An 11,339-nucleotide genomic window follows, 5' to 3' on the forward strand; every position below is an offset into this window, starting at 1 on the left:
ATTTTTTTCGCTGTCAGACCTTTACGCCGCACACAGCCACTGGCACGAAAATAAACGGACGAGCTTATCGCCTCGCTGCAGCTTATTACGCATGCTTCTATAGTGGATTGGCAGAGTATCTTTCAAGTCAAGGATGGTTTCTTTAGGAATGAGTTTTTCATAAATGGAGCAGAGGAGGGTATGAAATGAAGTTTGGAATTATTGGAGCCGGTATTGTCGGCACGGCGCTGGCGGTTCGCCTTGAAGAGGCGGGGCATTATTGCCTTGGTGTTCATACACGAAGTCGCCGCTCTTATGAGCGCTTTTGCCGGTATTTGCCGAAAGATCATCTTACCCTGGATGAACTCGCCTCAACTGCTGATGGGTTGTTTATTACCACACAGGATGACATGATTCGTAACGTGGCTGAAAGTCTTAGCATGATGCCTGGGATTAAGTCCGAACAACTATGGATACACTGTTCGGGTTCTCTTCCTTCGAGTGTATTGCGGGTCAGAAACGATTTATCTGTGCGCTGTCTTTCTGTGCACCCTCTTCAGGCCTTCGCCAGTATAGAAAAGGCTTTGGAAATACTAAGCGGGACACATTTTGGTATTGAGGGAGATGATCTGGAATTCGGTGAGGGTATTGTTAAGGATCTAGGGGGGATTCCTCATTCTATTTTAGCATCGCAAAAGTCGCTCTATCATGCTGGGGCTGTGGTTGCTTCAAATTATTTAGTAGTTTTGGCGTCATTGGCTGTAGAACTTTTTGCTGAAGCCGGTATAGAAGGAAATGAAGCATTGGCTTCCCTTCTTCCTTTGATGCGAGGGACTCTCTATAATCTAGAGAAAGTCGGACTTCCCCAAGCTTTAACCGGACCGATCGCCCGTGGAGATGCTAAGGTTGTTCAGGGACATTTGGAGCATATGCCCTCAAAGTCGAAAGAGATCTACCGGGAATTAGGCATAAAAGCGCTGGAACTTGGAGAAAACAAGATGTCCCAACAGGGGTTAAACTATGTTCCTGAAGATTTAAACAAGTTAAAATCCATACTGGGTGAGCCAAAATAGATAAGCTCGGACAGAATGAGTTAATTATTAATCATCGTAACCATTATACTATTCAGTATTTACTAATACTGAATTTGAAGATTGAAAGGCGGAATCAGAATGCATAGAACATCTAGTATTTCCGAACTTCGTAAACTTATTGCAGAAGAAAAGAAACTGGGGAAAACCATTGCTCTTGTGCCAACCATGGGGTATTTGCATCGAGGACACTTAACTTTGATTGAGAAGGCTAAACAAACGGGATCATTCGTTGTTGTGAGTATTTTTGTCAATCCCCTGCAATTTGGCCCCAATGAAGATTATGCACGTTATCCAAGAGATATTGAACGCGATGCTCACTTAGTTGAAGAGGTTGGCGTTGATCTTCTCTTTAATCCCTCACTTGAAGAAATGTACCCTCACCCTATGCTTACATATGTTGAGGTAGGTCAGTTGGATAAGGTATTATGCGGGGCAAATCGACCGGGACATTTTCGGGGAGTAACTACAGTGGTAAGCAAATTATTTAATATAGTTCAGCCGGACCTTGCTTTTTTCGGTCAAAAGGATTATCAGCAATACTTGATTATCCGGCGCATGGTCAGTGATTTGAATCTTCCCATAGAAGTTCGAGGGGTACCTATTGTTCGGGAAGAGGATGGTCTTGCCCTCAGTTCGCGCAACGTCTTTTTAACGTCAGAACAACGCCAAGAGGCATTAATACTGTCGCGCAGTCTCAAAGAAGCGGCGGATTTGATTCAGCGGGGGGAAGGATCGGCACAAAAGATTGAAGAATTTATACGAACCGGTATTACCGAACAGAGTCAAGGAGTCATTGATTACATTGAGGTTCGTGATGCCGACGATTTGTCAGAGGTCACTGAAATCAATCGACGAATAGTCATAGCGCTGGCAGTAAAATTCGGTCCTACCCGATTAATTGATAACATAGTTGTGGAGGTTTAGATAAATGTTTAGGATGATGATGAAATCAAAAATTCACAGAGCCAGTGTCACGGAGGCCAATCTCCAATATGTAGGGAGCATTACAATTGACTCGGAATTGATGAATCAAGCGGATATTCTGCCTAACGAGAAAGTTCAGATTGTCAATAATAATAATGGGGCCAGGTTCGAAACCTATGTAATTCCCGGAGAGCCTCATTCTGGCGTGATCTGTCTCAATGGTGCAGCTGCCCGACAGGTACAAGTTGGAGATCAGGTTATCATTATTTCTTATTGCGTGCTTACCGATGAGGCCGCGCATAACTACAAGCCTAGAGTTGTTTTTGTCGACGGGAATAACAGGGCAACTAAGATTAAGTCTGAAGAAGTTCATGGACAAAACTCTTGATTAGAGCAAGCAGGGAGAGAAAATCTTAATGGCGCGTCAAGATATTCTTCAGCTCCTCACCACACTTCCCGGTGAGTATGTTTCTGGAGAGAAGATAAGCCAACAATTGAATGTTACCCGGGCTTCTGTTTGGAAGCAAATTAAGCAGTTACAAGAAGAAGGGTTTGAAATTGAGGCTCAAACCAAAAAGGGGTATTGCCTGCGCAAGACTCCCGACTCTTTGAATGCATGGGTCATTGAGCAAATGTTAGGTACTGTCTCCTTTGGACGTTCACTCATTATTGAAGATGAGCTGCCATCAACCAATGCCAAGGCAAAAGAATTAGCTCGTGAAGGCGGAATCCATGGTCAGGTTATCATAGCAAGGACACAATGCTCAGGGCGGGGCAGGATGCAAAGAGAGTGGCAATCCCCTAAGGGCGGATTGTGGATGTCCATAATTATCCGACCGAATTTGTCTTTAGCCAACGCCTCTAAACTAACTTTAGCTGCAAGTGTAGCAGTTGTCGATGCTTTGAAAGAATTGTATCGATTGCCTGTTGGAATCAAGTGGCCCAATGACCTTATATACAATGGTCATAAGATTGCGGGAATACTGGGAGAAGTTGTTGGGGAATGGAACAGGGTTCAAACATTAATTTTGGGAATTGGCATTAACGCAAATTTTCCGCGTGAAAACTTAGGATCGTCGATAGCCGCTGCGACTCTGCAAGAAATTTTGGGGCATGAGGTAGACCTGAATAAGCTGACGGCCGCTATCTTGCTGCACTTAGAAAAACAAGTGTCAGCTCTTGAAGCAGATATGTTTGAAGAGCTGTGTATTAATTGGACGGCTCGAGCTGTCGGCATTGGTGAAGAGGTGAAGGTTATACGCGGAGAAGAGGTGTTTCGAGGGATATTTAGAGGAATCTCACAAGAAGGTGAATTGCTCTTGGAAACGGATCACGGCGAAGTGAGGTTTTCGGCCGGAGAAGTCCGGCTGCGCTCAAAGTTAGGGACTTATTTCGGAGAGCCCTTATAAAAAAGGAAAAATGTATTGCAAGTTAGCAATCCCTATTGTAAACTCAATACAATAAAAGAAGTTTACAATGGAGGGCGAGACTATGAATATTCGAAAATTAGCTATGGCATCTGTTTTGGCGGCTTTAATGTGTTTAACAGGAATGCTGATACATTGGGCACCAGCCCTAATTCCTTTTAGTGTTCTTCCGATTTTTGTTTATCTTTCCGGGCTTATTCTTGGAGCGGAATATGGGGCCATGGCCATGTTGGTTTATTTAGTGTTGGGGCTGTTTGGGTTACCTGTTTTTGCTTCTGCTCCCTTTGGGGGATTTGGTTATATCTTGAAGCCTACGTTTGGCTTTTTGTTAGGCTACGTTGCAGCAGCCTTTGTTGTGGGGCGAATATATCGTGAAGGAAGTCTTTGGCGAGCGATCATAGGGGTTTTTTCAGGACTTGTTATTTTATATCTCTTCGGTTTAAGTTATCTTTATATGATCTTGCATTGGGTATTACATCAATCCACCAGCGTAGCAGGTGTTTTGGCAATGGGATTTGTTCCCTTGCTTTTTTTGGGAGATTTGATCAAGGCCGGAATTGCAGTTTGGATTGGCCAGGAGGTCGTCCGCAGGCGCCGAACTGCTTAAAATGTCCGAGTAAAGGAGCGGTATGATGATTCTTTTATTTGATGTTGGCAATACTAATATAGTCTTGGGTGTTTATGATGATAGGACGTTGACTCATCATTGGAGAGTTTCCACAGAAAAATCCCGAACAGTCGATGAGTATGCAGTTGTTATTAAAAATCTGTTTGATTTTAGCGGCTTAACATTCCAGGAAATTAGTGCTGTCGTCATATCCTCGGTGGTTCCGCCGGTGATGCCTACGTTAGAAGCTCTTGCTCGTAAGTATTTTGGTGTAGAACCCCTTGTAGTAGGCCCGGGGGTTAAAACAGGCATGCCAATTATTTATGATAACCCCAGGGAAGTTGGAGCCGACCGGATTGTGAATGCAGTCGCAGCTTATGCCAAATATGGCGGTCCTCTTGTGATTGTGGATTTTGGCACAGCAACCACGTTTTGTGTGGTTTCTAAAAAAGGAGAATACTTAGGAGGGGCTATTGCACCGGGAATTGGAATTTCGACAGAAGCGCTCTTTTTGCGAGCCTCAAAATTGCCTAGGGTTGAAATGGTGAAACCTACTTCAGTGATTGCCAAAAATACGGTTGCCGGAATGCAATCAGGGATATACTATGGTTTCACAGGCCAAGTGGATGGGATTGTCAAGCGCATGAAAGAGGAAATGGGACCCGAAACCAAAGTAATAGCAACCGGCGGGTTAGCAAAGATGATTTCTCAAGAATCTGAGACAATTGAAACGGTGGATCCCTTCTTAACCCTTGAAGGGTTATTAATCATCTATGAACGTAATCAGAAATAGTGAAGGAGACCACTCCCGCTTATAGTAGTGAAAATCTCACCATTAAAACAAATAAAGCTACTTAGAAATAACTAATCGAGGAATTAACATGAAGCTAGGAAATTATGATCTCGGAGTTCCCGTATTTTTAGCCCCTTTAGCCGGGGTCACGGATAAAGCGTTTCGCGAAACAGTTTGTGAACTGGGCGGAAGGTCAGTTTGGACAGAAATGATCAGCGATAAAGCCTTGAATTATCATAATTCCAAGACATTAAGCATGCTTGATCTCAGCGGAGAACCTGAGCCAAGAATAGTTCAGCTTTTTGGTTCTGAACCTGAAACTATGGCGCGGGCTGCTATCCTTGCGGTAGAAGCCGGAGCTAATGCGATAGATATTAACATGGGGTGTCCAACTCCCAAAATTATCAAGAATGGCGAAGGTTCTGCCTTGCTGAGGAACCTCCAGCGCGCAGAAGCCATTGCAGGCGCAGTGGTAAAAGCTGTCGTTGTTCCGGTAACGGTAAAGATTCGTCTTGGCTGGAATGATGACGAAATTGTGGCGCCGGAGCTGGCCCGTCGTCTTGAAGCAGCGGGAGTTCAAATGATAACTCTTCACGCTCGGACTCGTGAACAATTTTATTCAGGGCAAGCAGATTGGTCCTGGATAGGAAACGTTAAGAAAGTAGTTTCTATCCCAGTTATCGGAAATGGTGATATATTTCGACCGGAAGATGCGCTTAAGATGATTGAAGAAACAGGATGTGACGGAGTCATGATTGGCCGGGGGGCATTGGGAAATCCCTGGCTTATTCCGCGTACCCAGTATTTCCTCGATCACCGTAAAATATTCCCGGAACCAAACTTAGAGGAACGCATAGGGGTAGCTATGCAACATTTTGATCGAGTATTGCGTTACAAAGGTGAACATGTGGGTCTTAACGAAATGAGAAAGCATGCAGTTTGGTATATTAAAGGCATACGAAATGCAGCTCACTTGAGAGACGTTATTATGCAAACGAAGTCCTCTAATGAAATGAGGGCTGTCTTCAGTCGAATTTTACTAAATCGAGAATAGATTTTGTCGAAGAGAGAAAAACTATGGGAACATTGCTCGGCAAGATGGAATGTGGTATCCTTGACAATATTTTGCAAGGTCCTTATAATAACGAGTAATGTATTTGAGGAATTATTTTTACAGTTCCTGGTTTTAAAAGAAGTACGCTTAAGGCTTTTAGAAAGTGCATGCTACTATAAATAGCACAATGCGTAGGACGAGAAAAGGGAGCGAGAAACTATGCCTGAAAAAGAAGTCATTCTGACCTTGGAAGGCCTCAAAAAACTTGAGGAAGAATTAGAACTGACAAAAACCGTAAAACGCCGTGAAGTTGCCTTGCGAATCAAGCAAGCTATTGATTTCGGTGATATTAGTGAAAACTCTGAGTACGATGATGCCAAGAATGATCAAGCCTTTATTGAAGGCCGAATTATTACACTGGAGAAAATGCTCAGGAACGCACGGGTTATTGATGAAGTTGAAGGAACTGATGTTGTAACTTTAGGTGCAAAGGTACGTTTAAAAGACGTTGACTTTGGTGATGAAGAAGAATACTATATTGTTGGTTCTGCAGAAGCTGATCCCGGGACGAATAAGATTTCTAATGAATCTCCTGTAGGTAAAGCTGTTCTCGGTCAAACAAAGGGTTCAATAGTGGAAGTCAATGTACCCGCCGGAATTTTGCACTATCAAATTTTAGACATTAAATAAGAATTCAAAAGTTTTGCCAGAGAGATTGATGTCTAATTTCGGAATCAAATTATGACATGGAAAATATGATGTTTGGAGAGTGCAGTGTTTCTGTAAGATTATTCAACTACAGATGCTGCACTTTGTTTATTGAATTCAATATAACCATATTATGGGAAAACAGCCGAAAATGATGAATGGTCGTTGGTGTAAGATCCACAATTTTAATTCTTCTTGTTTAGCTGCGTCCATATTTGGTAAAATTGATAAGATAAGAGTAAATGATGGGGGAATTATGATGGAGAATACTAACGACCTTTGGCGGATTCGTTTGGAAAAGCTTGATCTTTTTCGCCAAGCAGGTCTGGAACCTTATGCAGACCGCTATATTCGTTCCCATAAAGCTCAAGAAATTCTGGATGATTTTCAAAACCTAGAAAATCAGAAGGTAAGCATTGCCGGCAGAATTATGAGCAAACGAGATCAAGGAAAAGTTATTTTTGTTCACATCCAAGATCTCAGCGGACGGATTCAGATTTATATGCGTAAGGATGATCTGGGCGAAACCATGTTCGATTTAATTTCCAAATTTGATGTCGGGGATATAGTCGGAGTTGAAGGTGAGGTTTTTCGTACAAAACGCGGGGAGATCTCCATTCATGCACGCGATGTAAAGTTGCTTTCGAAGGCAATGAGACCTCTTCCGGAAAAATTCCATGGGCTGACAAATGTGGAAACACGCTATCGGCAGCGTTATTTGGATTTAGTCATGAATCCTGATGTTCGCCAAGTTTTTGTGACACGAAGTAAGGTTATTCGCTGTATGCGGGAATATCTTGAAGCGAAGGAATTTCTTGAAGTTGAGACGCCGACCCTTCACAGCATACCTGGCGGAGCTGCGGCTCGTCCCTTCATCACCCATCATAATACCCTCGATATTGATCTTTATTTGCGGATTGCCCTCGAACTGCCATTAAAGCGGCTCATTGTGGGCGGTTTTGAGAAAGTTTTTGAAATCGGCAGAACGTTCCGCAATGAAGGAATTTCAATTAAACATAATCCTGAATTTACTATGATGGAACTTTATCAGGCTTACGCAAATTTTGAAGACATTATGGAATTAACCGAAGAGATGATTTCCTATATTGTTAAGAAGGTTCATGGTACGACGATGATAACCTATCAAGGACAAGCCATTGAATTTAAAACGCCTTGGCGCAGGCTTCCAATGCTGGAGGGTATTCTTGAGTACTCTGGCGTAGATTTTCGGACGATTGAAACTGATGAAGAGGCACGTCAGATTGCTAAAGAAAAAGGAATTCTGGTTGATGAAGGAACATCTCGTGGAAAAATTATCAATGAGTTTTTCGAAGCGTTTGTAGAACCAAATTTAATTCAGCCGACGTTCATTACCGGGCATCCTGTGGAAATTTCGCCGCTAGCTAAACGCAATGCTGAACATCCGGAATACACGGACAGGTTTGAAGCGTTTATCTTCGGACGTGAACTAGCTAACGCTTTTTCAGAATTGAACGATCCAATCGACCAAAGACAGCGTTTCGAGGCACAAGCCGCAGAACGAGCTAAGGGAGATGACGAGGCGCATATTTTGGATGAAGATTTTGTACAAGCTTTGGAGTATGGACTTCCACCAACAGGAGGTCTGGGAATTGGTATCGATCGATTAGTTATGTTACTCACTGATTCCGCCTCTATTCGTGATGTCATCCTCTTCCCGACCATGCGTCCCAGAGAAGAAAATGCTCAAGATGACGATAGCGAAGAGTAAGGGTCATCTATGTTGAAATTAGATTTGGATTAAATAGAAATCGCGCCTTTCAGGCGGCTTATAACCTAACGATTTTGTTCTTCTATCAGAAAGTATAACCTTCGGTTGTATACTGCAAGAAGAGCTAATTCGTGTGAAGACAGTGTCTTCGTCTTCTAGCATAAGTGCAACTAACCTGCCGCTTTCGCCGGAGGCTTAGCGCAGCTAAGTTTTCTTTATAATTATCTCAGCCTTATTCGAAGTTATGGATTACCTTTTACTGAAAATTTACATGTGCGATTTGAAGTTACTCATGAGGTTTAGGAGCGGCTTATTTAACTTAAAATAATTTGGTTGAACTAAAGTCTAAAGTAAATTACAGCCATATGATAGGGGGCTTGACATAAAAGGGTTAGTCAGGCTCTTTATTTTATGAGCTTATTGCCACACTACAGCACATCAAGCATAATCCTGCAGTGGGGATTGGGCAAATCCCCATAATTCGTATCGGTTCGGAAGTTCAATAGAACCTGAAAAATAAAGAATGTAATAATTATCAGGAGAATATGAGAGTATAATTGACAATTTAGTGAATAAACATGACTATATTTGATTATATCATGCTTGAGTTTCTGAGCCGCCGTGTGGTATATTAGTCAATGTTCGCTCGACAAATTTCCTCATTAAGAGCGGGATGTAATTTTGACTTAAAGTTCTATAAGCATTGACTCAAAAGAATGGTAATGCTATAATAGGAATCTAGTCATTATGACTATGGTCTTTGAAAACTAAACAACAAGGACAGCCAATGAGAGAAACTCGCAAGAGTTTCAAAAGAATCATGAAATCATGAGCAAGAAATCATCTTCTTACGAAGAAGTTGAATAACTTTTTTGGAGAGTTTGATCCTGGCTCAGGACGAACGCTGGCGGCGTGCCTAACACATGCAAGTCGAACGGAAACAAACTCTAAGTTTACTTAGAGTGCGTTTTAGTGGCGGACGGGTGAGTAACGCGTGGGTAACCTGCCCATAAAACCGGGACAACTCTTGGAAACGAGGGCTAATACCGGATACGCTTAAGAAGCGGCATCGCTTTTTAAGGAAAGATGGCCTCTGAGTATGCTATCGCTTATGGATGGACCCGCGTCTGATTAGCTGGTTGGTGGGGTAAAGGCCTACCAAGGCGACGATCAGTAGCCGGCCTGAGAGGGTGAACGGCCACACTGGGACTGAGACACGGCCCAGACTCCTACGGGAGGCAGCAGTGGGGAATCTTCCGCAATGGACGAAAGTCTGACGGAGCAACGCCGCGTGTATGATGAAGGTCTTCGGATTGTAAAGTACTGTTTTTAGGGAAGAACGGTCTCTTCAGGAATATGGAGGAGACATGACGGTACCTAAGGAGGAAGCCCCGGCTAACTACGTGCCAGCAGCCGCGGTAATACGTAGGGGGCGAGCGTTGTCCGGAATTATTGGGCGTAAAGGGCGCGTAGGCGGGTATTTAAGTCCGGTGTGAAAGATCAGGGCTCAACCCTGAGAGTGCATCGGAAACTGGGTATCTTGAGGACAGGAGAGGAAAGTGGAATTCCACGTGTAGCGGTGAAATGCGTAGATATGTGGAGGAACACCAGTGGCGAAGGCGACTTTCTGGACTGTAACTGACGCTGAGGCGCGAAAGCGTGGGGAGCAAACAGGATTAGATACCCTGGTAGTCCACGCCGTAAACGATGAGTGCTAGGTGTAGGGGGTATCGACCCCTCCTGTGCCGGAGTTAACACAATAAGCACTCCGCCTGGGGAGTACGGCCGCAAGGTTGAAACTCAAAGGAATTGACGGGGGCCCGCACAAGCGGTGGAGCATGTGGTTTAATTCGACGCAACGCGAAGAACCTTACCAGGGCTTGACATCCTCTGAACTCTCTAGAAATAGGGAGGTGCCCTTCGGGGAGCAGAGAGACAGGTGGTGCATGGTTGTCGTCAGCTCGTGTCGTGAGATGTTGGGTTAAGTCCCGCAACGAGCGCAACCCCTGTATTTAGTTGCTAACACGTCAAGGTGAGCACTCTAGATAGACTGCCGGTGACAAACCGGAGGAAGGTGGGGATGACGTCAAATCATCATGCCCCTTATGTCCTGGGCTACACACGTGCTACAATGGCCGGTACAGACGGAAGCGAAGCCGCGAGGTGAAGCCAATCCGAGAAAGCCGGTCTCAGTTCGGATTGCAGGCTGCAACTCGCCTGCATGAAGTCGGAATCGCTAGTAATCGCAGGTCAGCATACTGCGGTGAATACGTTCCCGGGCCTTGTACACACCGCCCGTCACACCACGAAAGTCTGCAACACCCGAAGCCGGTGAGGTAACCCGCAAGGGAGCTAGCCGTCGAAGGTGGGGCCGATAATTGGGGTGAAGTCGTAACAAGGTAGCCGTATCGGAAGGTGCGGCTGGATCACCTCCTTTCTAAGGAGAACGGTTTAGAGCTTAGGCTTTAAACGAACATCCTATGGGTCGATGCTCTTAGAAGAAAACGAAGGTTAAACTTAAGTTTTAAATAAGAGATCAAAAAAGAGTCGCAAGGCTCAAGCCGAGGGATCGGCAACTCATTGGCAAAGCTGTTGTTTAGTTTTGAGAGACCAGAGCATTGTTTGTCGTGAGAACAACGAACGATAGCATGGGAACTCAAAAATGGGCCTGTAGCTCAGCTGGTTAGAGCGCACGCCTGATAAGCGTGAGGTCGGTGGTTCGAGTCCACCCAGGCCCACCATTCTAAGTGGAACGATACGTCGTGGCTTGTGTACGAAATACGATCACTTGGACCACGAGGAACGTCAACTAAGAGAAAAAATTTTGGGGGTATAGCTCAGCTGGGAGAGCACCTGCCTTGCAAGCAGGGGGTCAGCGGTTCGATCCCGCTTACCTCCACCATTCATTTTAAAGACATTCATGTTCTTTGAAAACTGCATAGAGAAATAATTTCTAGTAAGTCAAAGGAAACATCACCTCAAAACGACGTGTCAACGAAGTTT

Annotated in this window: 9 protein-coding genes, 2 tRNA genes and 1 rRNA gene; all 12 read left to right on the forward strand. The window is 44.3% G+C overall.

What is annotated here, in order from left to right; genetic code table 11:
* The first annotated feature begins 185 nt into the window (after nucleotides 1–185).
* Complete coding sequence (locus DESACI_RS00400) at nucleotides 186–1,052, forward strand: Rossmann-like and DUF2520 domain-containing protein (protein WP_014825216.1); 867 nt, start codon at nucleotides 186–188, stop codon at nucleotides 1,050–1,052.
* Nucleotides 1,053–1,151: 99 nt separating this feature from the next.
* Entirely contained in the window at nucleotides 1,152–1,997 is an 846-nt protein-coding gene (gene panC, locus DESACI_RS00405) for a pantoate--beta-alanine ligase (protein WP_014825217.1), read from the forward strand.
* A 4-nt stretch (nucleotides 1,998–2,001) separates the two neighbouring features.
* Nucleotides 2,002–2,385, forward strand: coding sequence for an aspartate 1-decarboxylase (gene panD / locus DESACI_RS00410; RefSeq protein WP_014825218.1), 384 nt, complete (start codon nucleotides 2,002–2,004; stop codon nucleotides 2,383–2,385).
* A gap of 28 nt (nucleotides 2,386–2,413) precedes the next feature.
* Nucleotides 2,414–3,406, forward strand: a complete 993-nt coding sequence (locus DESACI_RS00415; protein WP_014825219.1) for a biotin--[acetyl-CoA-carboxylase] ligase — start codon at nucleotides 2,414–2,416, stop codon at nucleotides 3,404–3,406.
* A gap of 82 nt (nucleotides 3,407–3,488) precedes the next feature.
* Complete coding sequence (locus DESACI_RS00420; protein WP_014825220.1) at nucleotides 3,489–4,031, forward strand: biotin transporter BioY; 543 nt, start codon at nucleotides 3,489–3,491, stop codon at nucleotides 4,029–4,031.
* Between the two features lie 25 nt (nucleotides 4,032–4,056).
* Nucleotides 4,057–4,824, forward strand: a complete 768-nt coding sequence (locus DESACI_RS00425; RefSeq protein ID WP_014825221.1) for a type III pantothenate kinase — start codon at nucleotides 4,057–4,059, stop codon at nucleotides 4,822–4,824.
* A gap of 88 nt (nucleotides 4,825–4,912) precedes the next feature.
* Nucleotides 4,913–5,878, forward strand: a complete 966-nt coding sequence (gene dusB, locus DESACI_RS00430; protein WP_014825222.1) for a tRNA dihydrouridine synthase DusB — start codon at nucleotides 4,913–4,915, stop codon at nucleotides 5,876–5,878.
* A gap of 219 nt (nucleotides 5,879–6,097) precedes the next feature.
* Nucleotides 6,098–6,568, forward strand: a complete 471-nt coding sequence (greA, locus tag DESACI_RS00435; RefSeq protein ID WP_014825223.1) for a transcription elongation factor GreA — start codon at nucleotides 6,098–6,100, stop codon at nucleotides 6,566–6,568.
* A 277-nt stretch (nucleotides 6,569–6,845) separates the two neighbouring features.
* Nucleotides 6,846–8,336, forward strand: coding sequence for a lysine--tRNA ligase (gene lysS / locus DESACI_RS00440; RefSeq protein WP_041275924.1), 1,491 nt, complete (start codon nucleotides 6,846–6,848; stop codon nucleotides 8,334–8,336).
* 869 nt (nucleotides 8,337–9,205) lie between these two features.
* Nucleotides 9,206–10,773 (forward strand): 16S ribosomal RNA (locus tag DESACI_RS00445).
* Between the two features lie 227 nt (nucleotides 10,774–11,000).
* Nucleotides 11,001–11,077 (forward strand) — tRNA-Ile (locus tag DESACI_RS00450).
* Nucleotides 11,078–11,162: 85 nt separating this feature from the next.
* Nucleotides 11,163–11,238: transfer RNA gene (locus DESACI_RS00455), tRNA-Ala, on the forward strand.
* Nucleotides 11,239–11,339: the final 101 nt, after the last annotated feature.

The sequence above is a fragment of the Desulfosporosinus acidiphilus SJ4 genome, assembly GCF_000255115.2.
Lineage (GTDB): Bacteria > Bacillota > Desulfitobacteriia > Desulfitobacteriales > Desulfitobacteriaceae > Desulfosporosinus > Desulfosporosinus acidiphilus.

What these genes read in the sequence shown, in the direction of transcription:
- DESACI_RS00400 (WP_014825216.1), top strand. Translation starts at nt 186, where the DNA reads ATGAAGTTTGGAATTATTGGAGCCGGTATTGTCGGCACGGCGCTGGCG.
- panC (WP_014825217.1), top strand. Translation starts at nt 1,152, where the DNA reads ATGCATAGAACATCTAGTATTTCCGAACTTCGTAAACTTATTGCAGAA.
- panD (WP_014825218.1), top strand. Translation starts at nt 2,002, where the DNA reads ATGTTTAGGATGATGATGAAATCAAAAATTCACAGAGCCAGTGTCACG.
- DESACI_RS00415 (WP_014825219.1), top strand. Translation starts at nt 2,414, where the DNA reads ATGGCGCGTCAAGATATTCTTCAGCTCCTCACCACACTTCCCGGTGAG.
- DESACI_RS00420 (WP_014825220.1), top strand. Translation starts at nt 3,489, where the DNA reads ATGAATATTCGAAAATTAGCTATGGCATCTGTTTTGGCGGCTTTAATG.
- DESACI_RS00425 (WP_014825221.1), top strand. Translation starts at nt 4,057, where the DNA reads ATGATTCTTTTATTTGATGTTGGCAATACTAATATAGTCTTGGGTGTT.
- dusB (WP_014825222.1), top strand. Translation starts at nt 4,913, where the DNA reads ATGAAGCTAGGAAATTATGATCTCGGAGTTCCCGTATTTTTAGCCCCT.
- greA (WP_014825223.1), top strand. Translation starts at nt 6,098, where the DNA reads ATGCCTGAAAAAGAAGTCATTCTGACCTTGGAAGGCCTCAAAAAACTT.
- lysS (WP_041275924.1), top strand. Translation starts at nt 6,846, where the DNA reads ATGGAGAATACTAACGACCTTTGGCGGATTCGTTTGGAAAAGCTTGAT.